Annotated in this window: 23 protein-coding genes and 1 pseudogene; 7 read left to right on the top strand and 17 right to left on the bottom strand. The window is 40.3% G+C overall.

Going from position 1 to position 26,625, the window contains the following annotated elements; genetic code table 11:
• The first annotated feature begins 46 nt into the window (after positions 1-46).
• Genes GSF09_RS06595 through GSF09_RS06585 form a run of 3 tightly spaced genes read left to right on the top strand, consistent with a single transcriptional unit; the run spans position 47 to position 5,503 of the window.
• A complete protein-coding gene (locus tag GSF09_RS06595; RefSeq protein ID WP_159800150.1) occupies positions 47-1,114 on the top strand; it encodes an efflux RND transporter periplasmic adaptor subunit in 1,068 nt (355 codons plus the stop codon).
• Positions 1,114-4,194, top strand: coding sequence for an efflux RND transporter permease subunit (locus tag GSF09_RS06590; RefSeq protein WP_159800149.1), 3,081 nt, complete (start codon positions 1,114-1,116; stop codon positions 4,192-4,194). The genes GSF09_RS06595 and GSF09_RS06590 overlap by 1 nt, the downstream gene beginning before the upstream one ends.
• Positions 4,187-5,503, top strand: coding sequence for a TolC family protein (locus tag GSF09_RS06585; protein ID WP_201309333.1), 1,317 nt, complete (start codon positions 4,187-4,189; stop codon positions 5,501-5,503). The genes GSF09_RS06590 and GSF09_RS06585 overlap by 8 nt, the downstream gene beginning before the upstream one ends.
• 4 nt (positions 5,504-5,507) lie before the next feature.
• Here GSF09_RS06585 and rpe read toward each other — a convergent pair whose 3' ends face one another.
• From rpe to xrtF, 8 genes and pseudogenes are all read right to left on the bottom strand, one after another.
• Positions 5,508-6,170 carry a ribulose-phosphate 3-epimerase gene (gene rpe / locus GSF09_RS06580; protein WP_159800148.1) on the bottom strand — a complete coding sequence of 221 codons (663 nt, stop codon included), beginning with the start codon at positions 6,168-6,170 and terminating at the stop codon, positions 5,508-5,510.
• 357 nt (positions 6,171-6,527) lie between these two features.
• Entirely contained in the window at positions 6,528-7,391 is an 864-nt protein-coding gene (locus GSF09_RS06575) for an RNA polymerase sigma factor RpoD/SigA (RefSeq protein ID WP_020212501.1), read from the bottom strand.
• Between the two features lie 402 nt (positions 7,392-7,793).
• Positions 7,794-8,009, bottom strand: a pseudogene (locus GSF09_RS06570) (Bor family protein); the annotation flags it as partial.
• A 175-nt stretch (positions 8,010-8,184) separates the two neighbouring features.
• A complete protein-coding gene (locus GSF09_RS06565) occupies positions 8,185-8,529 on the bottom strand; it encodes a heavy-metal-associated domain-containing protein (RefSeq protein ID WP_159800147.1) in 345 nt (114 codons plus the stop codon).
• Between the two features lie 8 nt (positions 8,530-8,537).
• Positions 8,538-10,775, bottom strand: coding sequence for a TonB-dependent receptor (locus GSF09_RS06560; protein WP_159800146.1), 2,238 nt, complete (start codon positions 10,773-10,775; stop codon positions 8,538-8,540).
• A 68-nt stretch (positions 10,776-10,843) separates the two neighbouring features.
• Positions 10,844-11,269, bottom strand: a complete 426-nt coding sequence (locus tag GSF09_RS06555; protein WP_159800145.1) for a hypothetical protein — start codon at positions 11,267-11,269, stop codon at positions 10,844-10,846.
• A gap of 16 nt (positions 11,270-11,285) precedes the next feature.
• On the bottom strand, positions 11,286-11,732 hold the full coding sequence (locus GSF09_RS06550) for an exosortase F system-associated protein (RefSeq protein ID WP_159800144.1): 447 nt from the start codon (positions 11,730-11,732) through the stop codon (positions 11,286-11,288).
• Positions 11,710-12,261: an exosortase family protein XrtF gene (gene xrtF / locus GSF09_RS06545; protein ID WP_159800143.1), complete on the bottom strand. Its 552-nt coding sequence runs from the start codon at positions 12,259-12,261 to the stop codon at positions 11,710-11,712. The genes GSF09_RS06550 and xrtF overlap by 23 nt, the downstream gene beginning before the upstream one ends.
• Positions 12,262-12,339: 78 nt before the next feature.
• Between xrtF and GSF09_RS06540 the strand changes: the two genes are divergently transcribed.
• The 3 genes from GSF09_RS06540 (at position 12,340) to GSF09_RS06530 (ending at position 15,594) form a co-directional block, all read left to right on the top strand.
• Positions 12,340-12,795, top strand: coding sequence for a GAF domain-containing protein (locus GSF09_RS06540; protein WP_159800142.1), 456 nt, complete (start codon positions 12,340-12,342; stop codon positions 12,793-12,795).
• 101 nt (positions 12,796-12,896) lie between these two features.
• On the top strand, positions 12,897-13,166 hold the full coding sequence (gene rpsO / locus GSF09_RS06535; protein WP_159800141.1) for a 30S ribosomal protein S15: 270 nt from the start codon (positions 12,897-12,899) through the stop codon (positions 13,164-13,166).
• A gap of 166 nt (positions 13,167-13,332) precedes the next feature.
• Positions 13,333-15,594 (top strand): polyribonucleotide nucleotidyltransferase, encoded by a 2,262-nt coding sequence (locus tag GSF09_RS06530; protein ID WP_159800140.1) that lies wholly within the window; start codon positions 13,333-13,335, stop codon positions 15,592-15,594.
• Between the two features lie 111 nt (positions 15,595-15,705).
• Here the strand turns inward: GSF09_RS06530 and groL are convergent, their stop codons facing one another.
• The 9 genes from groL to GSF09_RS06485 form a co-directional block, all read right to left on the bottom strand.
• Positions 15,706-17,337, bottom strand: a complete 1,632-nt coding sequence (groL, locus tag GSF09_RS06525; protein WP_159800139.1) for a chaperonin GroEL — start codon at positions 17,335-17,337, stop codon at positions 15,706-15,708.
• A gap of 36 nt (positions 17,338-17,373) precedes the next feature.
• Complete coding sequence (groES, locus tag GSF09_RS06520) at positions 17,374-17,649, bottom strand: co-chaperone GroES (protein WP_159800138.1); 276 nt, start codon at positions 17,647-17,649, stop codon at positions 17,374-17,376.
• 146 nt (positions 17,650-17,795) lie between these two features.
• Positions 17,796-18,158, bottom strand: coding sequence for a preprotein translocase subunit SecG (gene secG, locus GSF09_RS06515; protein ID WP_159800137.1), 363 nt, complete (start codon positions 18,156-18,158; stop codon positions 17,796-17,798).
• Between the two features lie 4 nt (positions 18,159-18,162).
• On the bottom strand, positions 18,163-19,017 hold the full coding sequence (locus GSF09_RS06510; protein WP_159800136.1) for a tetratricopeptide repeat protein: 855 nt from the start codon (positions 19,015-19,017) through the stop codon (positions 18,163-18,165).
• 18 nt (positions 19,018-19,035) lie between these two features.
• Positions 19,036-19,539 (bottom strand): LPS assembly lipoprotein LptE, encoded by a 504-nt coding sequence (gene lptE, locus GSF09_RS06505; protein ID WP_159800210.1) that lies wholly within the window; start codon positions 19,537-19,539, stop codon positions 19,036-19,038.
• Between the two features lie 13 nt (positions 19,540-19,552).
• On the bottom strand, positions 19,553-20,839 hold the full coding sequence (locus GSF09_RS06500) for a sigma-54-dependent Fis family transcriptional regulator (RefSeq protein ID WP_159800135.1): 1,287 nt from the start codon (positions 20,837-20,839) through the stop codon (positions 19,553-19,555).
• 10 nt (positions 20,840-20,849) lie between these two features.
• A complete protein-coding gene (locus tag GSF09_RS06495) occupies positions 20,850-21,731 on the bottom strand; it encodes a restriction endonuclease (RefSeq protein ID WP_159800134.1) in 882 nt (293 codons plus the stop codon).
• Between the two features lie 11 nt (positions 21,732-21,742).
• Complete coding sequence (gene miaB / locus GSF09_RS06490; RefSeq protein ID WP_159800133.1) at positions 21,743-23,188, bottom strand: tRNA (N6-isopentenyl adenosine(37)-C2)-methylthiotransferase MiaB; 1,446 nt, start codon at positions 23,186-23,188, stop codon at positions 21,743-21,745.
• 79 nt (positions 23,189-23,267) lie between these two features.
• Entirely contained in the window at positions 23,268-23,963 is a 696-nt protein-coding gene (locus tag GSF09_RS06485) for a hypothetical protein (RefSeq protein ID WP_159800132.1), read from the bottom strand.
• Between the two features lie 162 nt (positions 23,964-24,125).
• Between GSF09_RS06485 and topA the strand changes: the two genes are divergently transcribed.
• Positions 24,126-26,624, top strand: a complete 2,499-nt coding sequence (gene topA, locus GSF09_RS06480; RefSeq protein WP_159800131.1) for a type I DNA topoisomerase — start codon at positions 24,126-24,128, stop codon at positions 26,622-26,624.
• Position 26,625 lies beyond the last annotated feature (1 nt).

Genomic DNA, 26,625 nt, shown 5'->3' with positions numbered 1-26,625 from the left:
ATATAAACAGTTAGTTTTGTGTTTGCATACTACTTTACTATATAAAATGAAGGTTAAATATATAATATACACCCTGATTATAGCAGGGCTTGCAGCATTAATTTTTTACAGGATATCAGAAAATAAAGCACAAAAGCAACAGGCGGGCGGCGAAAAAAAAGCGGTTATGGCAGTTAGCGGTGTTATTGTACAGCCCCGTGAATTTGCGAATAACCTGTCACTTTCCGGTTCTATTGATGCCAATGAAGAGGTAGATATCCGAAGTGAAGTTTTGGGCATAGCCGAAAAGATTTATTTTAACGAAGGTGCCCATGTAAGCAAAGGTCAGGTGCTTGTTAAAATAAATGATATTGAGTTAAGGGCACAATCGGGCGAGGCAGCCACAAGGCAGAAACTGGCTTCTGAAAATGAAAGACGTGCAAGGCTTTTGCTCGATAAGGAAGCCATAAGCCAGGAGGAGTATGACATCGCCAGTGCCGATTTTAAAACTGCACAGGCGCAAACGCAACTCATTAAGGCCCAAATAGCCAAAACTTCTATAAGGGCACCTTTTTCGGGTACAATAGGATTGCGTAATATTTCGCCCGGTACTTATGTTACGCCTGAAACGCTTATTGCAAAGCTGGTAAACAGCAGCCAGGTTAAAATAACATTTTCCGTTCCCGAAAAATATGCAGCACAGGTCAGGCAAAATTCTACGATAACTTTTACTGTAGCCGGCACTACGGAAAAATTTACTGCAAAAGTATATGCTATAGAACCTGCCGTTGAAGAATTTACACGCACACTAAGGGTTAGGGCCATTGCGCAAAACGATAAAGGCAGGCTTTTACCGGGCACATTTGCCAATGTAACACTTCCGCTGGAAAAAACCGAAAACGCACTACTTGTGCCCACGCAGGCTATTGTACCGGTGCAGGGCGGTAAAAAGGTTTTTATATTTAGCAACGGTAAAGCAAGGGAGGTAATGGTAAAAACAGGCACACGCACCGAAAAGGAAATTTTGATAGAGGAGGGGCTAAAGCCCGGTGATACTGTTTTAACTACAGGAATGTTAAGCCTTAAAAATGAAATGCCTGTAAAAGTATCGTTAATAAAACAGGAGGTGCAGTAATGAGTTTATCTACATTAAGCATAAAACGGCCTGTACTCACCATTGTTATGAATGTGGCTATAATCCTTTTTGGTATTATAGGCTATACCTTTTTAGGAGTAAGGGAATTCCCTTCCATAGACCCTGCCCAAATATCTGTGCGTACCAATTATACAGGTGCCAATGCCGATATAATTGAATCGCAGATAACTGAACCTTTGGAAAAATCCATCAATACTATAGATGGTATCCGCAATATCACATCATCCAGTAACCAGGGTTCCAGTAGTATAAATATTGAGTTTGAGCTGGAAAAAGACCTGGAAGAAGCAGCAAATGATGTGCGGGATAAAGTATCGCAGGCCATAAGGAACCTGCCGGAGGATATTGATGCCCCGCCTGTGGTTTCCAAAGCGGATGCCGATTCGGAACCGATTATTGTAATGACGGTGCAGAGTGCGCAGAGGACTCCGCTTGAACTGGGAGATTACGCAGAAAATGTAATTGCGGAAAGGCTGCAAACCATTCCCGGTGTAAGTACCGTGCAGGTGTGGGGAGAAAAACGGTATGCCATGAGGCTTTGGATGGATCCTGTTAAACTGGCAGCATACGGGCTTACGGCAGCAGAAGTAAGGGCTGCCCTTAACAACCAGAATGTGGAACTGCCTTCCGGCAAGCTTACAGGAGCCAATACCGAGCTTACCGTAAAAACATTGGGCAACCTTTCTACCGAGGAGCAGTTTAACAACATGATTGTGAAAACGGAAGGGGAACGCCTGGTAAAATTCAGCGATATTGGCAATGCATCACTAGAGGCGGAAAACCTTGAAACCAAAATGACCAACGATGGGCAAATATTGGTAGGGCTTGCCATTATACCACAGCCGGGTACTAATTATATTGAAATAGCAGACAGCTTTTATGAGCAGTTTGAACAGATGAAAAATGATTTGCCCGAAGACCTGAAGCTGAACATAGCTATTGACAATACAGTTTTTATAAAACGTTCGGTACTGGAAGTGGCAGAAACCCTGCTTATTGCCATAATCCTGGTAACGCTTATTATTTATGTTTTTTTCCGTGATTGGGCTATAGCATTGCGGCCTTTGCTGGATATTCCTGTTTCGCTTATTGCCACATTTTTTATAATGTACATTTGCGGTTTTTCAATAAATGTGCTCACGCTTCTTGCCATTGTACTTGCTACCGGGCTCGTGGTGGACGATGGTATAGTGGTAACAGAAAATATTTTCAAGAAAGTGGAAGAAGGCATGTCGCCTATAGAAGCTGCCATAAAAGGGTCAAACGAGATATTTTTTGCGGTAATATCAATATCCATAACACTTGCAGCGGTATTCCTGCCGGTAATTTTCCTTGAGGGCTTTGTGGGAAGGCTTTTTCGTGAATTTGGTGTGGTAATAGGGGCGGCGGTACTCGTGTCCGCTTTTGTGTCGTTAACCTTAACCCCCATGCTTAATGCCTACCTTATAAAAGGCGGTGTTCATAAAAAGTCAAGGTTTTATGAAGTTACCGAACGATATTTTGAAAAAATGAATTCAGGTTATGCGGGGGCTCTTAAAAATTTCATGAAAAAAAAGTGGCTTAGTTTCCCAATACTTATAATCTGTATCGGCCTTATAGCCTTGTTTTATACGGTTCTGCCAAAAGAAACTGCACCGTATGATGACAGGAGTTTTATCGGAATGAATATAACGGGCCCCGAAGGCGCATCATATGGTTATATGGACAGGTTTATGCAGGAAATGGAAAGGCTGATTAACGATTCAATTCCTGAAAAGAAAGTAAGCCTTGTAATAACTTCTCCACGTTTTGGCTCAGCCTCTGTTAACAGTGGCAGGGTAAGGATAGCACTTACAGAGCCTGATGAAAGGGAGCGATCGCAAAAGGAAATTGCCGATAAACTAAGTATGTGGACCAAGCAATATCCCGAAGCCAGGGTTTCCATATCGCAGCAGCCTACCATAGCAGTAAACCGCAGGGGTGGTTTCCCAATACAGTATATTATACAGGCACCTAATTTTGAAGAATTGCGTGAAAAGATACCGCAGTTTATGGAGGAGGTTAATAATGAACCTGTTTTTTCTATGGCCGATGTGAACCTGAAATTCAATAAGCCGGAAATTAATGTAACTATAGACAGGGAAAAGGCACAAAGCCTTGGGGTTTCGTTAATGGAAGTTGCGCAAACACTACAGCTTTCATTAAGCGGGCAGCGTTTTGGCTATTTTATGATGAATGGTAAGCAATACCAGGTAATAGGCCAGTTTGATGAGCAGGACAGGGATGCACCTATCGACCTTACCTCTATATTTGTAAAAAGCAATACCGGCGAACTTATACAGCTTGACAACCTTGTTACTATAGAGGAGCAAAGCAGCCCGCCGCAACTTTTCCACAATAACAGGTTCATGTCGGCTACCGTTTCGGCTGGTCTTGCGCCGGGGCAAAGCCTGGGTGATGGCATCGAAGCCATGGAGCGTATCCGTGAGAAAGTGCTGGACGACAGTTTTACTACTGACCTGGGTGGAGAGTCGCGCGATTTTGTTGAAAGCAGCTCCAATACAATGTTTGCCTTCGGCCTCGCTTTATTGCTTATTTACCTTATACTTGCAGGACAGTTTGAAAGTTTTATTGATCCTTTTATTATTATACTTACTGTGCCTATGGCTGTTGCAGGCGCATTATTCTCCCTATGGCTGTTTGGGCAGTCATGGAATATTTTTAGCCAGATAGGTACTATTATGCTTATAGGGCTGGTAACAAAAAATGGTATACTAATAGTAGAGTTTGCCAATCAGTTGCGGGAAGAAGGTTTGTCTAAATATGAAGCCATAGTACAGGCTGCCGAATCAAGGCTGCGCCCTATATTAATGACAAGCCTTGCCATAGCACTGGGCGCTTTGCCCATTGCCTTATCGCTGGGTGCAGCATCCACCAGCCGTATAGGCATGGGGGTTGTTATAGTAGGTGGTACGGTATTTTCGCTGGTGCTTACATTATTTGTTATACCGGGAATATATTATATGTGGTCAAGGCCTAAAAAGCACCGCCCGGAATTTGATAAAATTGCCAATGAGTAGCTATTCATTTATGAGAAAAGGGTTATATATAGTTGTGTTATTCTCTTCTTTTTTTTCCTATGCACAAAGCCTGCTTACGGTAGAAGAGGCTGTTGCCACTGCACTTGAAAATAATTATGATATAAAGCTTGCAGCTAACGACCTTAAGATAGACGAGCAAAATGTAAGCCTTGCCAACGCAGGGATACTACCCAATGTTGCAGGTACATTTAACCAGAATAACACCATACAAAACTCCAGGCAGGTGCGTAGTGACGGCACGCTACAGGAACTGGACAATGCCCGTAATAACAGCATGAATTATGGTATAAACCTGGGATGGACTATTTTTGACGGTTTCAGGATGTTTGCCCGTTATGACCAGCTTAAAGAGCTTGAAAAACTGGGGGAAACAGAATTAAAACTCACAGTTTTAACCCGTGTGGGCGATGTAATGGAAACCTATTATGACCTTGTGCAGCAGCAACAGGTGTTAAAAGCACTTGATACTGCTATAGTAATATCCCGTCAACGGGTTACTACTGCCCAAAACAGGTTTACAATTGGTAAGGCAGCTAAGCTTGAGGTATTAAATTCGCAGGTTGATTTAAATACCGACCAAACCAATCTGCTGCGGCAAAAAGAACTGTACCAAAATACTAAGACCTACCTGAATGAATTAATGGCGAGAGACCTATCTACTGACTTTGTTGTGGCAGACTCTGTAGCAATTGATAAGGAGTTAAAGCTTGGCGACCTGATAACGCTGGCGGAGCAGCAAAACCCGCAGATAAAAATTGCACTAATCAATAAACGTATTGCAGAACTTAACCTCAAGCAGGTGAAGGCAGCACGTTATCCGCAGTTAAGTATAAATACAGGTTATGTAGTTACAGAATCTGAAAACAGCCTCGGCTTTGCACGTGAAAATTCAGGCAGGGGATTCAGTTATGGTATAGGTGCATCAATCAATATATTTAATGGTTTCCTGCAAAACCGCAATGAAAAGGTGGCCAGGCTGCAGATAGATAATTCACAATTGCTTATCAGCCAGCAAACGCAGGCTATTAATTCGCAGCTAATGGCAGCCTATCAAACCTACTTAACCAACCTGGAACTGGTAAAGCTGGAAGACAAAAATGAAGATATAGCCAAGCAAAACCTTGATATAACCATGGAAAAATACCGTATAGGTACCATTACCACACTGGAGGTTAGAACAGCGCAGCTAAATTATGTAAATGCAATGGCACGCAACAGTTCAGCCCAGTTCCAGGCAAAAATATCTGAGGTAAGGCTTAAGGAATTGGCAGGGAACCTGCATCTATAACACCTTAAAACGAGGTAAGTTTTTTAAGCCCGGAAATGGTTTCAGCAGGATTGGCGGAACGGAATACAAAATTACCGGCTACAAGTACATCTGCTCCTGCTTCTACCAGTTGCTTTGCGTTTTTATCACTTACACCGCCGTCAATCTCAATGAGGGTATGGGCATTATTCCTGTTTATAATTTCTTTTAATTTTTTAATCTTAGCGTAGGTGTTTTTAATAAAGGACTGACCGCCAAAGCCGGGGTTAACGCTCATCATGCATACCAGGTCAATATCGTTTATTACATCTTCCAGCAAACTTACATTTGTATGCGGGTTGATAGCTACCCCTGCTTTCATGCCTTCTGCCTTAATAGCCTGTAGGGTACGGTGCAGGTGTGTGCAGGCTTCAAAATGTACACTTAGGTTACCGGCTCCCAAATCAGCAAATGTTTTAATATACCTGTCCGGCTCAACAATCATCAGGTGCACATCAAGTGTTTTTTTTGCGTGGCGTGCAATGGCTTCAAGCACAGGCATGCCAAAGGAAATATTAGGTACAAAAACACCATCCATAATATCAATATGAAACCAATCGGCTTCACTGTTGTTTATCATTTCAATGTCGCGTTGCAGGTTGGCAAAATCTGCCGATAATACCGATGGTGCTATAAGTGTATTTTTCATGTAGTTGTGTGTTATTTGTGCAAAGATAGCTTTATACCACCTATGTTACAAGCAAAAATAAGAAGGTATGGAATCAGGGTTTTACAGGATTTTTTCTGTTAAATATAATTTTGGCATAAAATATGCGTTATATTGTAAGATTTCCCATATTAATTAGTTGAGTTAAATGATAAAATGGAAAGGTATATAAATGAAAAACTCCGGTAATCAGCCGGAGTTCAATCATCAATCAAAAAACGAACAGTTATTAACTGTTAGTGCCTTTATATTTTATCGGTAAGAATCAGAATTATTCCGCCAAAATACAAATTTTAGCTAAAAAATAAAATTTTGACGGGATTTTTTTGCCTTACAGTATTACCCAAGATATGTTTTAAGAATCTTGCTTCTTGAAGTATGTTTTAACCTCCTGATAGCCTTTTCTTTAATTTGGCGCACACGCTCGCGGGTAAGGTCAAAAGTTTCGCCTATTTCCTCAAGCGTCATTGGGTGCTGGTCTCCTAAACCAAAATAAAGGCGCACAACATCGGCCTCACGAGGCGTAAGCGTTTCCAGTGCCCTTTCAATTTCAGTGCGAAGCGATTCATGAATAAGCTCTCTGTCAGGGTTAGGGGACTCGCCTGAACGTAATACGTCATACAGGTTAGAATCCTCACCTTCCACAAGCGGCGCATCCATAGAAAGGTGGCGCCCTGAATTTTTCATGCTCTCCTTAACATCATTAACGGTCATGTCCAGTTCTTTGGCTATTTCCTCCGCAGAAGGGGCACGCTCATTGCTTTGCTCAAGCAAAGCATACATTTTATTTATCTTGTTTATAGAGCCGATTTTATTAAGCGGAAGGCGCACTATACGCGATTGCTCTGCCAAAGCCTGTAATATAGACTGGCGGATCCACCATACGGCATAAGATATAAATTTAAAACCACGCGTTTCATCAAAACGCTGTGCTGCTTTAATAAGGCCAAGGTTACCTTCATTAATAAGGTCAGGTAATGTTAAACCCTGGTTTTGGTATTGTTTTGCCACAGAAACCACAAAACGAAGATTGGCTTTTGTAAGTTTTTCAAGTGCCCTTTGGTCTCCGGCTTTTATACGTTGTGCTAACTCTACCTCCTCATCCGCAGTAATCAAATCTACTTTTCCTATCTCCTGGAGGTATTTGTCCAGTGAAGCAGTTTCCCTGTTGGTTACCTGCTTTGTAATTTTTAATTGTCTCATGTAAAACCTTACTGAATTAAGTATTCAGGTTATTATACGTAATGAATGAGGAAAAAGTTACACAAGTGGAAGTAAATTTTTTTAGTATTATTTTTCAGGGGGTTAAAGTATTTATAGGCAGGGTTTTTACTAGGCAATACATTAATGATTATTCTTTTGTGCCCTGGCTTTATAAATGTTCCTGAAAAGAAAAAAAGAAAGAAATATAAAAATAACCGCCAGAATTATTTTTCCTATGAGATAGCCCCATCCGTATTCTGTTAATCTGTCTGCGTCAGTAATAAGTTTGGATATTATATCTATTATTAAAACAAATGTTATAACAGAAATTATTAGTAATAATATTTTTTTCAAGATAAGGTATATTTAAGCGGGAAATTTAATTTCCCGCTTTTTTAAAAACTATTTAGTAACAGTTGTAACAGTTGGTGTATAAATTCCAAATGTTATGCCGGCAATAAGCCCGTTAATAAAGCTGTGTTTGGTTGTTACAGTATAATCAGTTGCTCCGTCAGCCATTTGTTTAGCATCAGATACACCCACAGGAGCTAATCCGTAAATTACATAATGATTCCATTTTGTAACCTTACTGTTTCCCTGTGCGCCTTTACCTACTACAGTAGTGTAAGTATAGCATTATGTTAAAAGCATAGAAGCCGCGAAAGCTACTGTACAAATTTTTGCGATTTTTTTCATGTTTGTTGTAAAAAATTGATTAATTGAAATTTGATTTAAATCGCGCAAATATATGTATTTAGTTTAAAAAACGGCAGCTTTATGGCTGCCGTTTTTTTTATTCATTGCGCTCATACTGGCAGCAATGGTGCAGGTTGGCATAATCGCCATCTGCAGCCTTAATTTTATTGGTATCATGACCGGTTTTGGCAACAGCCTTATGTACATCATCAATACTGCATTTATTTTCATCAATAATAAGATGTAAATCCTGATGGTCCTCATGCCATGCTGCTGATTTAACCCCTTTTACGCTATAGGCAGCTTTTTCTATACGTTTTTTGCATAGGTCGCAGTTACCTTTTACCTCAATATCATATTTGGCATTTTTACTCTTTTTTTCCTGTGCCTGTACGGCTATGCCTGTAAGCATTACAAGCAATACTAAAACAAATTTTTTCATGGTTTAAATTATTTTATTTTAAAACGTAATCCTGCATAATACATCTGCCCGAAAACAGGGGCATATATAATAGAGGTGTCAAAATATGGGCCAAAAGGGTCGTTACTGCCTAAAATAGCCTTTTTCTGCTGGTAGTTCCCTATGTTTTCGCCACCTATATACACCTCAAATACACTTGAAAAACTATGTGTTACCTGTGCATTCATTAACGAGAATGAAGGTGAATAATTGTCAAACCTTTCTTCAGCCGGGTTGCTGCCTGTATATGGGAGCCTTTGTTTGCCCATCCAGTTGTAAGTAAAGTCAAACTTCCATTGCCTGCCTCCTTCCTTAACATGGGTTTCATAAGCAAGGTTTGTAAAAAAACGGTGTTTTGCCTGTAACGGCCTTTCAATAGTACCGGAAAAGTAATCTGTTTTTATATCATAATACTTATATGCCGTCCTTATATTAAAGTGATGTGTTATTTCATAGTTAAGTTCCAGTTGCAGGCTGTTGGCATACGATTTACCGTCAAGGTTATAAAATAATACTTCCTGCGGCGATGCATATAAGTCTACCACTGCCTGATTCTGGAAATCAGTACGGTAATAATCAACAACAAACTCAGCATTTTTTCCGAAAAGGGGGAAGCCTTGTATAAAACTCACCCCGTAGTTCCAGGCAATCTCAGGGTCAAGCCCATATATTTTGCCTCCTGAATTTAAAATGCTCATAACACGAGAGCTACCAAATAACGACTGATTTTCAGCAAAAATATTTGCAGCCCTTTTTCCCCTGCCTGCCGATGCCCTAAAGGTAGCCTCCCTCCAGGGGTTATACCTTAAATGGACACGCGGTGTAAAAAATGCACCTAAACGGTTGTGCACATCAAAACGCCCACCGGCTACTACACTAAAATCATCGGCATTGTCATAAGTATATTCAAAAAAAGCGCCAACGGAGTTATCTGTCCTGCTGTAATCGGCAGTGTTTATAAATTCGCCATAATTATCATAAGTAAAATTCAGCCCGGTAGAAAACTTATTCAGTGTGTTGTTTATTATTGAACTGAATATAATGTTGGAATAAAAGCTTTTCTGCTCTATATCATAAGTAGTCAGCCCAAAATAAGACTCCTGGTTGTGCCAGTTGAAGGCCGCCTGTACACCTATGCTTTGAAAAGGCATATCGGGAAATACATAACCCAGTTTACCTGAAATGTCGGCTTTGTCGGTATTTATCTCTGACCCCCAGTGGTTAGTGGTAAGCTTATCGGTATCGGGGTCAAAATCAATTTCGCCGGTTTGTTTTTCATCCCTCATATAGCGGAAATTTAAAAAACTAACCCAGCCTTTTTCGGCATCATTATATTGCCAGCGGTTCATAACATTTATCTGCTTTGCTAGCGGATTGTCAAGAAAACCGTCATCATTCATATCATTCTTGGCGACGCGGGTGTTGGTATGCAGGAAAAGTGTTGAACTCCATTTGTCTGAAAACTTCCTGTTTACATGTGCATTTGCTTCAAACCTGCTTCCCGTAGAGCCGTAAAGGTTAAGGAAAAAGGGAATATCATCCACAGGCTTTATAAGTTCATAATTAATCTGGCCCGAAATACTTTCATAACCATTGATAACCGGGCCTGCGCCTTTGGTAATCTGTATGCTTTCCACCCAGGTGCCGGGCACAAAAGAAAGTCCGTAAGCCTGGGAAGCTCCCCTCACTGCCGGGATATTTTCTTCGGCAATTAGCAGGTAAGGGCTAGTCAGCCCAAGCATTTTTATCTGGCGGTTACCGGTTAGTGCATCCGAAAAGTTAACGTCTATAGACGGATTGGTTTCAAAGCTTTCCGCAATATTGCAGCAGGCAGCCTTAAGCAGTTCTTTACTGCTCATGGTAGAAGTGTTCGTGGCCTGCACTCTTGAGCGTTCAAGGCTTTTACGGGTTTTGTCCAGCACGACTTCATTTAGCTCGTTGCCTGAAGAGGGCTTTAAAGTGCGGGTTATATATTTTGGGCTGTCAACCGTAAGGGTGTCGGTAACATACCCAATATAACTTATCAGTAGTTTGTTGCTTTTGTTTGTAAGGGGCAGGGTAAATGTGCCTTCGGCATCAGTGGCAGTAGCAACGGTAGTATTCAGCCACCATACGTTTGCCCCCGGAAGCGGCAGGTTTTGCTCATCCAGCACTTTGCCGCTTATGGTTGTTTGTGCCTGTATTGCTGTTACAGCAAACAGGAACATTATAAAAAATAAATTACGCATAAATATATTTTAATGTTAATTATCAATTAATCCTCACTGAGTGAGGGATAAATAATTCATTAAAATTTTTAGGCGTAAAAAATATACTTGCAGTAAAGTTTAAATAAAGGCGGCGCATTTGATTCGCAGTAAAAAGAAGGGAAGTCCTTTTTTACTATTGCATGTTCCGTATAAAAAGCTACCGGATTCCATTCTGTTGCGGCGCAAAAGGCACTAAGGTCAAGCTGCAGGGATTTTACTATTATATTATCAGTATTGTCCTGAAGTTTAACTATGTCGTTATCACAGCATTTTTTATGGCTTTCTCCTGCCGCGGCGCAGCATGTTTTTTCCTCCTGCTTTTCGTGTATGGTGTTGCAGGGATCCTGTAACTTATAGGAAAACGAAACTGACGATACTTCGCCGTGGCAATAATGCACATTAAGTGCCATCCCGGTATTGCAGAACAATATAAGGAAAGCTAAGAGTATGCCTATGTGCTTATTAGGTTTCATTTGCGGTGTAAAATTACTAATTTTCTTTTATACGGGCAGTTTTTTGATAGTAAAAAGCCGGAATAAAAAGTAACAGGAATATAGGATGGATAATAAATCTCCTGATGTAGAACAACAGTAAAAGGTTAACCTTCTCGGAACTTATGATGATAGAAAATGCAGAAATCAGCAGTATAAAAAATAATGCATATAATAGTGTTGTAAGTTTTATTATTGCCCTGTCCTTAAATATAAGGTATATTATACCTATAGAAATAAGTGTATTAAGCAAGTAACGCATTGCAAGGTTTAGTAAAAGCTTTATAGTGTCATAATCAGGTAAAACTTTGTTTTCATTTTTAAAAAATTCAATCAGCGGGTCATAAAAAAGCCTGCTTTCAAAAAAACGTACTGATACCAACAGTATAAACAGCAGTAATATGCCGGCAACGCCTATTGCACTAATTTTTATTCCTTTTGCCATTCGCTGAAAATTTCATTACCCATGCCACCCAAAGCACAAATACCACACCATATATAAACAAGGGGAAAACTATGTCATGCAGTAGTTCCTTCTGTTCGGGGTAATAATTAAAACCAAGCACCAGCAGGGCTATTCGTATTATATTAAGTACATATAATATTATAATGCCGCTTATTATATATAGTAGTGTCCTTTTTAAAGCAGATGAAAAAGCAATAATGAATGCTGTAAACAATATCATTACGCTTATGGCATTACAGCCTTCTACAATACGCACTTTACTGTCGCCATCCAGTAACAGGCGGTAAGAGGCTTCGGAAGTATGTGGTTCTATAGAAGCATCATGCCCTGTCCATAACAATACATCTCTTGCTTGTTTGGTCACTATAGTAGTTATGCCATCTGTTTCAAACTGACTGGCATTATATTGTGAAAGGTAAAGCCAGTATATAACACCGAGCACAAAATAGCTTATGCCAAATTTCAGCAGAAATAAAAAAAAAGGTTTATTGTTTTTTAATACACTCATAGGGTAATGTATTTTTAACAAAAATATGTAAAATCAAACAGCCTTTATAAATACTTTTGCGTAAACAATTCGTTAACCATGACATTTGAAGAATTAAAGCCTAAAGTAACCGATATACTTCATCACGACAATACTCTTAGGGACGAGAAACTTTTACAATTATGCCACCTGCTTAAGGATAATATAGATTATTATGACTGGGTAGGGTTTTATTTCAGGAATGGCGATAAGGAGGAACTGGTGCTTGGCCCTTATGCAGGTGAGCCTACCGACCATACCGTTATACCGTTTGGCAAAGGCATATGCGGACAGGTAGCAGTTTCCAATCAAAATTTTGTAGTGCCCGATGTAACTGCCCAGGATAATTATATAGCATGCAGCATAAGCGTTAAATCGGAAATTGTTGTGCCGCTTTTTGTAGAGGGTAAAAATGTGGGGCAGATAGATATAGATTCTAATGTAATTGATGCCTTTACCGAGCAGGATGAACGCTTTTTAGAGTTTGTGAATGCTGAAGTGGCCAAGCTGTTTTAACTTTGTAATTTTACTGCTTGCAGGAACAGAAAATTTAATTACCTTTGCACCCAATCAGGAAAGACCTGATTATACATAAAAATTATTTAAATAATATTGGCATGTACTTGACTAAAGAAGTTAAACAGGAAATTTTCGCTAAGCACGGCGGTACTGCAAACAACACAGGTTCTGCAGAAGGCCAGATTGCTTTATTCACATTCAGGATTAACCACCTTACAGGGCACCTTAAAAAAAATCGTCATGATTATAACACAGAGCGCTCACTTGTAAAGCTGGTAGGTAAAAGGAGGAGCCTTCTTGACTACTTGAAGAAAAAAGATATCAACAGGTATCGTGAGATTATAAAAGAATTGAACATCAGAAAATAATCGAGATGAAAAGAGGTGCCCGCGCGCCTCTTTTTGTTTTAAGGATTTGCAGTATTGCAGTTAAAAAAAGTTTTGGTTTTTCATTGGGTTTATTGACTACACAACAACAACTACAACAACACAACTAACTTAATGAACCCATTGTTTAATCAAAAGATTGGATTTTATGATTCCTAACGTTACAAGGGAGATCATTGATCTCGGAGATGGGCGAACCATCTCAATTGAAACCGGGAAACTGGCAAAACAGGCAGATGGCTCTGTAGTAGTGCGTATGGGCGATGCCATGCTGCTTGCTACAGTGGTATCTGCCAAAACTGCCGCTCCCGGCATTGACTTTTTACCATTAACAGTAGATTACCGCGAAAAGTTTGCAGCAGCAGGCCGTTTTCCCGGAGGCTTTTTTAAGCGTGAGGCAAGGCCAAGCGACAGCGAGATATTAACCATGCGTTTGGTTGACCGCGTGCTTCGCCCGCTTTTCCCGGACGACTACCATGCCGAAACACAGGTAATGATACAGTTAATGTCGCATGATGAAAGTATTATGCCTGATGCACTTGCAGGTCTTGCCGCTTCGGCTGCGCTTGCAGTGTCTGACGTGCCTTTCCATACACTGATATCTGAAGTGCGTGTGGGCAGGGTAAACGGGCAGCTTATCATCAACCCAAGCAGGGAGCAATTAGCAGAATCGGATATAGATATGATGATTGGAGCTTCCAGCGACTCTATTGCAATGGTAGAGGGTGAAATGAAGGAGATATCTGAAAAGGAAATGGTTGAGGCTATTAAATTTGCCCACGATGCCATTAAAGCCCAGATAGCTGCACAGGAAAAACTTAGGTCTGCCATAGGCAAGGAAATAAGGACTTATGAAGAAGAAAGGCAGGATGAAGCCATAAGCGCAAAAGTTTATGAACTTTCTTATGACAAGTATTTTGCCATTGCAAAAGAAAGCTCTGCAAAACATGAGCGTTCAGAAAAATTCTCTTTGGTAAAAGAAGAAGTACTTGCTGCTTTTACCGAGGAAGAACTGCTTGAAAACGGCGACTTAATCAATAAATACCTTTACAAATCGCAAAAAGAGGCGGTAAGGAATGTAATACTTGATTTGGGCATCCGCCTTGACGGCAGGAAAACAAATGAGATACGCCCGATTTGGTGTGAGGTTGATTACCTTCCTTCAACACATGGGTCGGCACTATTTACAAGGGGTGAAACCCAGGCTTTGGCTACGGTTACTTTAGGTACTTCCCGCGAGGCCAATGTAATCGACCTTCCATCTGAACAGGGAGAAGAGAAGTTTTACCTTCACTACAATTTCCCACCGTTCTCTACCGGTGAAGCAAAACCGTTAAGGGGAACTTCAAGGCGCGAAGTAGGGCATGGTAATCTTGCACAACGTGCACTTAAAAACATGATACCAGCCGAAACGCCATATACAGTGCGTATTGTTTCAGAAGTACTGGAATCTAACGGTTCATCATCTATGGCTACTGTTTGTGCAGGTACACTTGCACTTATGGATGCGGGTATACAAATGATTAAGCCGGTTTCAGGTATAGCCATGGGGCTTATATCTGATGATAAGACAGGCAGATGGGCTGTATTATCTGATATTTTAGGTGATGAAGACCACCTGGGTGATATGGACTTTAAAGTTACAGGTACTGAAGATGGTATTACTGCCTGCCAGATGGATATTAAAATTGAGGGCCTTAACTATGAGATAATGGAAAAGGCGCTTGAGCAGGCACGCGAAGGCCGCCTTCATATACTGGGCAAACTTACCGAGGTAATTGCACAGCCAAGGCAAGAAGTAAAACGCCATGCGCCTAAAATGGTTAAAGTTACCATACCGGGTGATTATATTGGTGCACTTATTGGCCCCGGTGGTAAAGTTATACAGGAACTGCAAAAAGCTACAGGTACCACAATAGTTATTAACGAGGTTGATAATATGGGTGAAGTTGAGATATTGGGTACAAGCCCTGAAGGAATGCAGGCTGTACTTAATAAAATTGACTCCATTATATTTAAGCCGGTAGTAGGTGAAACCTATAGCGTTAAAGTAATAAAAATGCTTGACTTTGGTGCTGTTGTTGAATATGTAAAAGCACCCGGCAACGAAGTATTGCTGCATGTTTCTGAACTTGCATGGGAGCGTACTGAAAACGTTTCGGATGTAGTGAATTTAGGAGATGTATTTGATGTAAAATATATTGGTGTAGATCCTAAAACACGCAAGGAGAAAGTGTCAAGGAAAGCTTTGCTGCCACGCCCGCCAAGGGACGAAAACCGACCTCCGAGGGATGAGAACCGCCCTCCGAGAGAGGACAGGGGCAACCGTCCGCCAAGGGATGGACAAAGGCCGCCAAGGCATGATAATAGAAAAGATGGTAATGAGCCGAAAGGCAATACCGAATCTTAATAAAAAAAACCGCATATTTAATATGCGGTTTTTTATTTGCTTTTGGTCTTTGATAATCGAGCATAAAAAAGGAGCGTTTATAACGCTCCTTTTCTTTATATCAGTTTGATATTACATCATGCCAGGCATTCCGCCACCCATTGGCATTCCGCCTGCAGGGCTGTCTTCTTTAATATCAATCAAAGCACACTCTGTAGTAAGTATCATACCTGCAACAGATGCAGCGTTTTCAAGAGCTACACGTGTTACTTTTTTAGGGTCTATAATACCTGCTGAAAGCATATCCACATATTCATCTGTTTTTGCATTGTAACCAAAATCGTCTTTGCCATCGGCAACCTTTGCTACAACCACACTGCCTTCAAGGCCTGCGTTTTCAACAATTGTGCGTAATGGAGATTCAATTGCGCGCGATACTATAGCCACACCGGTAGCTTCATCAGCATTTTCAGTTTTAATGTCGGCCAGTGCTTTTTTCGACCTTAGTAATGCAACACCACCACCGGCAACAATACCTTCTTCAACTGCCGCCCTTGTAGCGTGTAGTGCATCATCCACGCGGTCTTTTTTCTCTTTCATTTCAACTTCAGAAGCTGCGCCCACATAAAGTACGGCTACACCACCTGCAAGCTTGGCAAGGCGCTCCTGTAGTTTTTCCCTGTCATAGTCAGAAGTTGTTGACTCAATCTGCGCTTTAATCTGGTTAACACGCGCTTTAATGTTTTCTTCGCTGCCCGCACCGTTTACTATTGTAGTATTATCTTTATCAATAGTTACTTTTTCGCAGGTACCCAGCATATCAAGCGTAGCATTTTCAAGCGTGTATCCCTGCTCTTCGGCAATTACAGTACCACCTGTAAGCACAGCAATATCTTCAAGAAGCGCTTTTCTCCTGTCGCCAAAGCCAGGAGCTTTAACAGCAGCAATTTTAAGTGCACCCCTTAATTTATTAACTACAAGGGTGGCAAGTGCTTCACCATCCACATCTTCAGCAATTATTAATAATGGCTTGCCGGATTGCGCTACCGGCTCAAGAACCGGAAGCAGGTCTTTCATTGAAGATACTTTTTTGTCATATAGTAAAATGTAGGGCCTTTCAAGTTCAGCTTCCATTTTTTCTGAGTTGGTTACAAAGTAAGCCGATAGGTAGCCTCTGTCAAACTGCATACCTTCCACAACATCAACATAGGTATCTGTTCCTTTGGCTTCTTCAACAGTTATAACACCTTCTTTGCCTACTTTATCAAATGCGGTTGCAATAAGTTCTCCTATAGCATCATCATTATTGGCAGAGATAGAAGCAACCTGCTTAATTTTTTCGGTAGCAGTACCCACTTCTTTAGTTTGTTTGGCAAGGTCGTTAATAATAGCTTCAACAGCTTTATCTATACCTCTTTTTAAATCCATTGGGTTAGCTCCGGCAGCAACGTTTTTAAGTCCTTCTTTCACTATTGCCTGTGCAAGCACTGTTGCAGTAGTTGTACCATCGCCTGCAAGGTCGTTGGTTTTGCTGGCTACTTCTTTCACCATTTGTGCACCCATGTTTTCAAGTGCATCTTCAAGCTCTACTTCTTTTGCAACAGATACACCGTCTTTAGTTACGGTTGGCGCACCAAACGATTTGCTGATGATAACATTACGCCCTTTAGGCCCCAGGGTTACTTTTACAGCATTTGCCAATGCATCTACACCGCGCTTTAAACCATCGCGTGCTTCAATATCAAATTTTATTTCTTTAGCCATTGTATTTTAATTTAGGATTTAATAATTAAACTCAAATTACAGTACTGCGAAAATTTCGTCTTCTTTCATTATCAGGTAATCCTTACCCTCAAATTTTAATTCTGTTCCTGCATACTTGCCATATAAAACAGTGTCGCCCACTTTAACGGTCATTTCATAATCTTTACTACCGTTACCCACGGCTACCACTATACCTTTTTGTGGTTTTTCCTTAGCAGTATCAGGAATAAAAATTCCGGAAGCAGTTTGTGTTTCTGCAGCAACCGGTTCTACCAGAACGCGGTTTGAAAGCGGTTTAATGTTTAAAGCCATAGTACTTTTTTATTTATTGTTATAAATTATAAATTTAGACACCTCACTTTTTTCAGAAATTATGCCAATTAAAAAAACTGACAATTTTTACCAATAAAAAATGCCAGCAACTGACAGGCTGGCATTTTATATATTTATTGTAAAAATTAATTTTGTGGCTGTTCTTCCTGTGCAGGAGCAGGCGTTTGTGTAGCCGGCTGCGCAGGTGTGCTTGGTGCCGGTGTTGTAGCGGCAGGCGCGGCAGACTCATCAATCAGTTTTTGGTCATCAGTACCAAGCTTATTTGAAAAGCTAAGGGTTGACAATAATATTAATGCCATTAATATAGCAGCAAGAGTCCAGGTACTTTTATCAAGAAAGTCGGTTGTTTTTTGCACGCCGCCCATCATTTGGGAACCGCCAAGTGTAGATGATAATCCGCCTCCTTTAGGGTTTTGTACCATTATTACCACAACCAGTAAAAAGCTAACTATTGTTATAAGTACCAGAAATATTGTAAATTGACCCATTTGTTTAATTATTATTTTGTTGTAAAATTTTTATATCTGAAATACGGTCTGCAAAGAAAACACTTTTTTCCGGATATTTCAAAATTAATATTTCATAAGCCTGTATCGCTTTCTGATATTTTCTTTGTTCCAGGTAAACCTTTGCCAGTGTTTCTGTCATAAGGAATGAGGTGTCCTCATTATTTTTATTAATGTTTACCGGCGTAACCGGGGTATTTTTATCGGGTACTATTTTAGGGTTTATTTCTATAAACCTGTCAATCAGTTCCATTTTCCTGTCAATTGGATTAGGCTTTTCGGGCTCGCTGTTACGCTCAACAGGTGTAAGCTTTGATAGCTGTAGCCATTCGGCAAATGAATGTTTTTCATTTTTACTGAACTGTAAAGGCTTCCCGGTTCCCAGCTTTTGTGCCGTTTCTTCTGCCAGGCTTGCCTCCCTTTCTTCTTCCTTAGCAGTAACTGCTTTTTCATTACTGTCAGCTTCTTTTATAGAAAGCTTTATAGACTCTTCAAGTTTGCTTGCGGCAGGCTGTGGCTCAGGCTTTATAATTTCACTGTCAGTAACATTAATAAGGCTTAGTGATTTTTCTTTTTCTTCAAAAAAGTCTTTTTGGATACTTATAAACTGTTCAGACGTTATAAAGTCAAACAGGATGGTACGGTCGGTAGTATAAGCGGCAGTTTTTTTTAATTCAAGGTTATAACGAAAGCTGTCCTGGTTATAAAGCCCTTTTAAACGAATGGCACGTGCACTTTGCAGGTATGGAAATTCTGAAAGTATGCCTTCCAGTTCCAATGACTGCCTTTCGGTTAACGAGTAGGGCTTGTTAAGCAGGTATGTATAATCTTTAGTGTTCAATACTATTTATTTTATGGTTTACCACTTAGCAAGCGACTCATTAAATATATCCTGTGTTATACGCTCAAATATTTCCTCAAGTGCGGTGGATAGTATTTGCCCTGTAGGAAGTCCGTTGCCTTCAAAATCATGGTAAAAGCTAAAACGCTTTTCAAAATTATCAGCTTCTTTATTTTTATTGGTAAACCTTACATTTACAGCTATGGTAAACCTGTTTTGTGCGGCCCTCTGGTCGGCAGTTGCTGTCATAGGGGTTACCCTGTATTCCACAATTTCACCTTCATAAACCAAATCGCCGTTAGTATTGGTAAGGCTCAGGTTGGTTTGGTTCTGTATAAGTTCCTGCAGCCTTATGGTAAAAGTCCTTTCTATACCGGGCTCAACAATATCAGCATTGTTCTGGAAAAAATTTACCTGAAAAGTTTCGGCATCTATTTTCCCTGTGCCTGTAAAATTATATATACTGCAACTGTTGAGCATAAAAGCCACAGTTGCCACCAATGCTAATTTAAATATCTTCATTGTAATACCTTTATTAAAGGTCATATTGCTTAATTTTTCTATATAAAGTCCTTTCTGATATTCCCAGTTCATCAGCGGCGGCTTTGCGTTTTCCTTTATTGCGTTCCAGGGCTTTTTTAATCATCTCAATTTCCTTTTCGTCCAGCCTGAGGTTTTCCTCTTCCTCCACCGTTTCGGCAAAAAGGTAATGCCCGTCGTCTTCATCTTCGTCATCATGGCTTAGAACCGGTTGTTCCTGCCGAACCACAGGCTGAGGTGGTGCAAGCATTTCAGTATGCTGCCTTTCCTCAAACCCTCTGCCGGCTTCATCAGGATTGCCGTAAATGCGCTGGATAAGGCTTTTGTTGGATTCCTGCACCTTATTAGTGTTGCCGTTCTGCATAAGTTCCATTGTCAGCTTTTTCAGGTCGTTAAGGTCGCTGCGCATATCAAAAAGGATTTTATACAGTATTTCCCTTTCATTGCTGAAATCACTTTCAGGCTTTTTGTCCTTAACAACTGCCGGAAGGTTGCTGCCTTCTTCCGGTAAATAGGAGCGGAGTGCGGTAAATGATATATTGCGATTGGTTTCCAAAACCGAAATTTGCTCCGCAATATTACGCAATTGCCTTATATTGCCACTCCACCGATACTTAAGCAGTAGCTGTACTGCATCGTCATCAAGTTTTATAGGCGGCATTTTATATTTATGTGCAAAATCTGATGAGAATTTACGGAACAGCAGGTGTATATCATCTTTTCTTTCACGTAATGGCGGAAGCATAATTTCTACAGTGCTTAGCCTGTAATACAGGTCTTCACGAAATTTACCCTTCTCAATTGCGTCAAACATATTTACGTTGGTAGCAGCCACTATGCGCACATTTGTTTTTTGTACCTGGCTGGACCCCACTTTTATAAACTCGCCGTTTTCAAGCACCCTTAAAAGCCTTACCTGTGTGGTTAAAGGCAATTCACCTACTTCATCAAGGAAAATGGTACCGCCATCGGCTACTTCAAAATAACCCTCCCGGGTAGATGTAGCCCCTGTAAAAGCTCCTTTTTCATGCCCGAAAAGTTCACTATCAATAGTGCCTTCAGGTATTGCACCACAGTTTACGGCTATGTATTTGCCATGCTTGCGGTGCGAAAGGGCATGTATAATTTTAGGGATACTTTCCTTACCTACACCGCTTTCCCCTGTAACCAAAACCGAAATATCGGTAGGAGCCACCTGTATCGCCTTTTCAATGGCACGGTTCAGCTTAGGGTCATTTCCTATAATTTCGAAACGTTGTTTTATGGCTTGTACACTTTCCATGCATTTTTCTTTAAAGATTTAAAAACCAATCTTTATTAATTTCTATGGATTCTACAATTTTTGTTGTAACTCCTAAATTCAATTCCTTTAATTTTTCACATAATAGGTCTCCTTCAACTAAATCTATTGGAGGAGCACCATCTCTGGTAGCTTCTTTAAGCGCTTCACGTGTGAAATTTCCAGTTGTGATAAATAAACCTTTATCGGCTCTTCCTTGCATTGCTCCTCTAAAGTCTCTTATTTGACTTGGATTAATTGAGCCCTTATATCTTTTGCATTGAAAAATAACATGAAAACTTAAAAGACCACTTACTCTTACAATACCTTTTCCGTCAATACCACCATCGCCGGATTTTCCAGTTACTTCTACCTGGAAAAATCCACTTTCTCGTAGTATCCTTTGGGATAGTCTCTCAAATGCAGATGGAGAGATATTATATAATATGTTTAATAATTTTTCTTTCCACTCTTCAGTCTCTTCAACTTCATCTTCAACTTCATCTTCAACATGGTTTTTAGATTTTAATAAATTTTTAACTTCGTTTGGGATTGCTTGTTTGCGAACTGAATTTTTTATTTCTTCTGGGTTAATATCTAATATATTAATATCAGGTTTTAAAAGTGCCCAAACACCCCGAGAAGAATTTTCTAAAAGACCATATTTTTTTAGGTATGTTCTACTCCATGCTAATCGATAATCAATTTTACTAATATTGCCATTTTCTTTATGAGGTATTTGTAATATCTCTTCTGGTAATTTCGTTATTTCGTATACTTCTGAATTTATTTCTTCAATAGTTCCTGAACCACCTAAATTCTGAAGAGCTTGTAAAGTTGGAATAATTAATTTATCAAATGTAGGTACTCCTGGGAAACGCCTTTTACGTGCCATACTATTAAAAGTTAGTTCATATCACTATACCCCACAGCTTCACCAATAAGTGTTGCCGATGTACAGTCAGTTATTTTTACGTTTACAAATTCCCCTTTTTTATAATCACCTTTAGGGAAAACCACTGTAGTGTTTTGGGAGTTGCGCCCGCTCCAGTGTGCATTGCTGCGTTTGGATTCTTTTTCTATCAATACTTCCACTACCTGGCCTAAAAAGCGGCGTGTGCGCTCCCATGCCATTTTCTGCTGAAGGTCAACCACCTCCTGCAGCCTGCGTTTTTTAACCTCCTCCGGCACATCATCTTCCATTTTGCGAGCGGCAAGCGTGCCCGGCCTTTCGGAATAGGCGAACATATAACCGAAATCATATTTTACATATTCCATAAGTGAAAGCGTGTCTTTATGGTCTTCTTCAGTTTCCGAAGGAAAGCCTGTTATCATATCCTGCGATAATGATATTTCAGGTATTATGCGGTATATGTTATCAACCAGCTCCATATATTCCTCACGGGTGTGCTGGCGGTTCATTTCTTTTAATATGCGGGTGCTGCCCGATTGTACCGGCAGGTGTATATATTTACATATATTATGGTGTTTGGCCATAACTTCTATAACCGAAAGGTGCATATCCTGCGGATTGGAAGTGCTGAAACGAAAACGCATTTTTGGGAATGCCGTAGCTGCCATATCCAGTAGCTGTGCAAAATCTACCGCAGTGGCTTTCTGCATTTCCGATGCTTTTTCATAATCCTTTTTAAGCCCGCCGCCATACCAAAGGTAGCTGTCAACATTTTGGCCTAAAAGGGTAACTTCTTTATAGCCATTATCCCAAAGCTGCTTAATTTCTTCCATTATACTTTGTGGCTCGCGGCTTCTTTCCCGCCCACGGGTAAAAGGTACCACGCAAAAAGTACACATATTGTCGCAGCCGCGTGTTATAGATACAAAAGCGGTAACACCATTACTGTTTAAACGCACAGGTGCTACATCGCCATACGTTTCGTCTTTGGATAGGATAACATTAACCGCATCCCGGCCTTCATCAACTTCTTTCAACAGGTTGGGTATATCTTTATAGGCATCAGGGCCTACAACCATATCCACAATTTTTTCCTCTTCAAGAAATTTGCTTTTCAGGCGTTCGGCCATACAGCCAAGTACCCCCACCTTCATGCCGGGGTTAATTTTTTTAATGCTATTATATTGCTCGAGCCTTTTGCGTACAGTTTGCTCGGCTTTATCACGTATAGAGCATGTGTTAACCAGTACAAGGTCGGCTTCCTCAATATTCTGGGTAGTATTAAAGCCCTGGTTGGCAAGTATGGAAGCTACAATTTCGCTGTCAGAAAAATTCATCTGGCAGCCATAGCTTTCTATAAAAAGTTTTTTTGTATTTCCTTCTTTCTGCTCTAAAACAAGGCTTTGGCCCTGCTTGTTTTCTTCAATTACCTTTTTCATAATTCAACAGCTGTAGTGCTTTTTTGAATTGGCAAAGATACTATTTAATTTGAGAAATATGACAAGTTGGCATATTTGTTTATGCGGTTTTTAATGTCTTTAAATTCGCAATTACACGTAATATATATAGTGTGATTATGATAAAGAAAAACATATTTATTGCAAATGACGGGGATAGAAATAGGAAGGCAAGCACAAATAAAAGGGCTGTAGCAATAATACGGCTTTTATAATCGTATAACCGTATCTTGTTTCTTTCTGCTTGTAGCATAGATAAAGATATAATGCTGACAGCACCAATGAAAAATATAAGGTGCTGGTGCGGGTTGCTTTGCTGTATTATTGAAGTTATGACTAGGGAGGCAGATATAAGCAATCCTAAAAATACTGATGGATTGTCAACTTTTGAAACGGGCAGGTACTCAATATTGTTAGTGTAGAATGAAATATTGAAATTGTCGAACTGTTCTGCACCCATAAAACGTCCTGTTACACAGTTTCTTTTTAATATGTCAAAATATTTATGAGGAAATTTATCACGAAAATCCATAAACACAGCCAAAAATAAGTCATTTTCACCTTTGGGTACCTGTATCACAGATTTAATAAAATCAATACGGATAATAACGCTGTCACATTCGTCATCCAGTTGTACTGACAGATGTTCGCAGTGCGCAATTTTTGCAAGCAATTTTTTGTTACTGTCATATATTTTTATGCGGCGGGCATGGTACCAGTTGTATGGCAACAGTAATTTTATTTCTAAATTTCTCATATGTTTAGTACTTATAAAGATTTAGAATTCTAAATATAATAAAATCCCTGCAAGCAACAGTGTGTTTTAAAGGTTAATGTTGTGCAAAAAAACCTGATTTTTAAATGCTGCAAAACCAAATATTAAAAAAATCCTATACTTTTGCGACCAAAGAAACGTATGATGGCAAAGAATTTAGTGATTGTTGAGTCGCCTGCCAAGGCAAAAACCATAGAGAAATTTTTAGGAAAAGACTTTCAGGTTGAATCCAGTTACGGGCATATAGCCGACCTTCCTTCTAAAGAAATAGGGGTGGATGTGGAAAATGGTTTCAGGCCAAAATATGAAGTCTCTGCCGATAAAAGGACTTTGGTTAAAAAACTCAGGGATCTTTCTAAATCTGCCGATACAGTTTGGCTGGCAAGTGATGAAGACCGCGAGGGAGAAGCCATAGCCTGGCACCTGGCGGAAGAACTTAAACTGGATAATGCAAAAACCAAACGTATTGTTTTTCATGAAATTACAAAAACGGCTATTCAAAAAGCCATTGAAAACCCCAGAAGCATAAATTATAACCTTGTTAATGCACAACAGGCCCGCCGGGTTTTAGACAGGCTTGTTGGGTATGAACTTTCTCCGGTGTTATGGAAAAAAGTTAAAAGCGGCCTTTCAGCAGGACGTGTACAGTCGGTTTCTGTGAGGCTTATAGTAGAACGCGAGCGCGAAATACAAAATTTCAAATCGGAGGCTACTTATTCTGTAAGTGCTGAATTTGCCAACGAGGCAGGAAAGACATTTAAAGCTAAGCTGCCCAAAAACTTTTCTACAAAGGAGCAGGCACAGGATTTTTTAAACCAAAATATAGGTACTATATATAAGGTGTCGGATTTGGAAACAAAGCCTGCCAAAAAATCGGCAGCGGCACCCTTCACCACTTCAACATTACAGCAGGAAGCCGCCAGGAAACTTTATTTTCCTGTAGGCGTTACCATGATGCTTGCCCAGCGCCTTTATGAGGCAGGGCTTATTACCTATATGAGGACTGACAGTGTTAACCTTTCGCAGGAGGCCATGCTGGCAGCCGAAGCTGAAATTATAAATTCATACGGTAAAGAATACAGCAAGCCGCGCAACTATGCTACAAAAAGCAAAGGTGCGCAGGAAGCACACGAGGCAATACGCCCCACCGACATGACACGCCACAGCGTAAATATTGACCGTGACCAGGCAAGGCTGTATGACCTGATATGGAAAAGGACACTGGCCTCGCAAATGAGCGATGCTGAGTTGGAGCGCACTAATGTTAAGATTGAGGCCAACAGCCATAAAGAAACATTTACAGCTTCGGGCGAGGTTTTAAAATTTGAAGGCTTTTTAAAAGTGTACCTTGAAGGGAATGACGAGGAGGATGTAGAGCAGGAAGGTATGCTGCCTGCCTTAAGGGTGAATGAAAAATTGATTAATAACTATATTACCGCTACCGAACGCTTTTCAAGGCCGCCGGCAAGATATACGGAAGCGTCACTTGTTAAAAAACTTGAAGAGCTGGGTATAGGCCGCCCCTCCACCTATGCGCCTACCATTTCTACCATTATAAGCAGGAATTATGTGGAGAAAGGCAGCTTTGAAGGGCAGGAAAGAAAGTATCACCAGCTTACTTTAAAGGCAAGTAATATCACCGCGCAGGAGCTTACAGAAGTAACAGGTTCGGATAAAGGCAAACTGGTGCCAACAGATATAGGAATGATAGTAAATGATTTTTTAGTAAATCATTTTGAAACAATACTGGACTATAACTTTACTGCCAAAGTAGAGCAGGATTTTGATGAAATCGCTTCCGGTAATGAGGACTGGACTAAAATGATGGAGGACTTTTACAGTCATTTTCACCCTACGGTTAAAGATGTTGAAAAGAATGCGGACAGGGAATCAGGTGAAAGGATTTTAGGAACCGACCCGAAAACAGGCAAGCCGGTGAGCGTGCGTTTAGGCAAGTTTGGGCCTATGGCACAAATAGGTGATGCAGAAGATGATGAAAAACAATTTGCAAGCCTGCTGCCGGAACAGAATATAGGTACTATAACTCTGGATGAAGCTTTGGTTTTATTTCAGCTTCCTAAAAGCCTTGGTGTATATAAAGGAGAAGAACTGGAGGTAAATAATGGCCGCTTTGGGCCTTATGTACGTTTCGGCAAAACATTTATATCACTGCCCAAGGGCGAAGACCCGCTTGATGTTACACCGGAGAGGGCTAAACAGCTTGTTGAGGAAAAGCTGCAGGCAGACGCACCAATCGGTACCTATAAAAATGAGCCTGTGCAAAAAGGCGTAGGGCGTTTCGGGCCATTTATAAAATGGAACGGCATGTTTATAAATGTGAACAAAAAATATAATTTTGATGCACTTTCACAGGCTGATATAGCTGAGCTTATAGAAGATAAACTTAAAAAAGAAAGTGAAAAGGTTATACATAACTGGGAGGAAGAAGGTATAAAGGTAGAAAAAGCCCGCTGGGGCCGTTCGGTTATACTGAAAGGAAAAATAAAAATAGAACTAGGCAAAGAAGTGGATGCTGCGAAACTTACACTTGACAGGGTAAAAGAAATGATAGCTGAAAAAGCGCCCGCAAAGAAAACAGCAAAAAAGGCTGCCCCGAAAAAAGCAACAGCAAAAAAGAAATAAT

Source organism: Flavobacterium sp. MK4S-17, assembly GCF_009848495.1.
Classification (GTDB): Bacteria; Bacteroidota; Bacteroidia; order Flavobacteriales; family Flavobacteriaceae; genus Flavobacterium.
Note: the sequence above shows the minus strand (reverse complement) of the source record. Positions and strands in the feature narration are given on the sequence as shown.

Coding starts and splice junctions, on each gene's coding strand:
- secG (WP_159800137.1), bottom strand. CDS start 18,158: ATGGGTCAATTTACAATATTTCTGGTACTTATAACAATAGTTAGCTTT.
- rpe (WP_159800148.1), bottom strand. CDS start 6,170: ATGAAAAATACACTTATAGCACCATCGGTATTATCGGCAGATTTTGCC.
- GSF09_RS06540 (WP_159800142.1), top strand. CDS start 12,340: ATGACATTTGAAGAATTAAAGCCTAAAGTAACCGATATACTTCATCAC.
- GSF09_RS06495 (WP_159800134.1), bottom strand. CDS start 21,731: ATGGCACGTAAAAGGCGTTTCCCAGGAGTACCTACATTTGATAAATTA.
- miaB (WP_159800133.1), bottom strand. CDS start 23,188: ATGAAAAAGGTAATTGAAGAAAACAAGCAGGGCCAAAGCCTTGTTTTA.
- groES (WP_159800138.1), bottom strand. CDS start 17,649: ATGGCTTTAAACATTAAACCGCTTTCAAACCGCGTTCTGGTAGAACCG.
- topA (WP_159800131.1), top strand. CDS start 24,126: ATGGCAAAGAATTTAGTGATTGTTGAGTCGCCTGCCAAGGCAAAAACC.
- GSF09_RS06550 (WP_159800144.1), bottom strand. CDS start 11,732: ATGGCAAAAGGAATAAAAATTAGTGCAATAGGCGTTGCCGGCATATTA.
- rpsO (WP_159800141.1), top strand. CDS start 12,897: ATGTACTTGACTAAAGAAGTTAAACAGGAAATTTTCGCTAAGCACGGC.
- GSF09_RS06575 (WP_020212501.1), bottom strand. CDS start 7,391: ATGAGACAATTAAAAATTACAAAGCAGGTAACCAACAGGGAAACTGCT.
- GSF09_RS06485 (WP_159800132.1), bottom strand. CDS start 23,963: ATGAGAAATTTAGAAATAAAATTACTGTTGCCATACAACTGGTACCAT.
- groL (WP_159800139.1), bottom strand. CDS start 17,337: ATGGCTAAAGAAATAAAATTTGATATTGAAGCACGCGATGGTTTAAAG.
- xrtF (WP_159800143.1), bottom strand. CDS start 12,261: ATGAGTGTATTAAAAAACAATAAACCTTTTTTTTTATTTCTGCTGAAA.
- GSF09_RS06530 (WP_159800140.1), top strand. CDS start 13,333: ATGATTCCTAACGTTACAAGGGAGATCATTGATCTCGGAGATGGGCGA.
- GSF09_RS06585 (WP_201309333.1), top strand. CDS start 4,187: ATGAGTAGCTATTCATTTATGAGAAAAGGGTTATATATAGTTGTGTTA.
- GSF09_RS06555 (WP_159800145.1), bottom strand. CDS start 11,269: ATGAAACCTAATAAGCACATAGGCATACTCTTAGCTTTCCTTATATTG.
- GSF09_RS06560 (WP_159800146.1), bottom strand. CDS start 10,775: ATGCGTAATTTATTTTTTATAATGTTCCTGTTTGCTGTAACAGCAATA.
- GSF09_RS06565 (WP_159800147.1), bottom strand. CDS start 8,529: ATGAAAAAATTTGTTTTAGTATTGCTTGTAATGCTTACAGGCATAGCC.
- GSF09_RS06595 (WP_159800150.1), top strand. CDS start 47: ATGAAGGTTAAATATATAATATACACCCTGATTATAGCAGGGCTTGCA.
- GSF09_RS06500 (WP_159800135.1), bottom strand. CDS start 20,839: ATGGAAAGTGTACAAGCCATAAAACAACGTTTCGAAATTATAGGAAAT.
- lptE (WP_159800210.1), bottom strand. CDS start 19,539: ATGAAGATATTTAAATTAGCATTGGTGGCAACTGTGGCTTTTATGCTC.
- GSF09_RS06590 (WP_159800149.1), top strand. CDS start 1,114: ATGAGTTTATCTACATTAAGCATAAAACGGCCTGTACTCACCATTGTT.